The organism is Enterobacter sp. PL_is511 (assembly GCF_055816065.1).
In genome coordinates this window covers 1-929 of record NZ_JBVPGP010000002.1, presented here as the reverse complement: position 1 = coordinate 929, position 929 = coordinate 1, and the positions used below count along the sequence as shown (strand labels likewise).

Genomic DNA, 929 nt, shown 5'->3' with positions numbered 1-929 from the left:
GACACCCCGACTCGCCACTACGCACACGTAGACTGCCCAGGCCACGCCGACTATGTTAAAAACATGATCACCGGTGCTGCGCAGATGGACGGCGCGATCCTGGTTGTTGCTGCGACTGACGGCCCAATGCCTCAGACTCGTGAGCACATCCTGCTGGGTCGTCAGGTAGGCGTTCCTTTCATCATCGTGTTCCTGAACAAATGCGACATGGTTGATGACGAAGAGCTGCTGGAACTGGTAGAGATGGAAGTTCGTGAACTGCTGTCTCAGTACGATTTCCCAGGCGACGATACCCCAATCGTTCGTGGTTCTGCTCTGAAAGCGCTGGAAGGCGAAGCAGAGTGGGAAGCGAAAATCATCGAACTGGCTGGCTTCCTGGATTCTTACATCCCAGAACCAGAGCGTGCGATTGACAAGCCATTCCTGCTGCCAATCGAAGACGTATTCTCCATCTCCGGTCGTGGTACCGTTGTTACCGGTCGTGTAGAGCGCGGTATCATCAAAGTTGGTGAAGAAGTTGAAATCGTTGGTATCAAAGAGACTGCGAAGTCTACCTGTACTGGCGTTGAAATGTTCCGCAAACTGCTGGACGAAGGCCGTGCTGGTGAGAACGTTGGTGTTCTGCTGCGTGGTATCAAACGTGAAGAAATCGAACGTGGTCAGGTTCTGGCGAAGCCAGGCTCAATCAAGCCACACACCAAGTTCGAATCTGAAGTGTACATCCTGTCCAAAGACGAAGGCGGCCGTCATACTCCGTTCTTCAAAGGCTACCGTCCACAGTTCTACTTCCGTACAACTGACGTGACCGGTACCATCGAACTGCCAGAAGGCGTTGAGATGGTAATGCCAGGCGACAACATCAAGATGGTTGTGACTCTGATCCACCCAATCGCGATGGACGACGGTCTGCGTTTCGCAATCCGTGAAGG

General features: G+C 53.2%; 1 protein-coding gene. It reads left to right on the top strand.

Annotated elements, in window-relative coordinates; genetic code table 11:
- Window positions 1–929 (top strand): elongation factor Tu (tuf, locus tag AC0TN7_RS00010; RefSeq protein ID WP_047749302.1); only part of this gene is annotated, 929 nt, incomplete at both ends.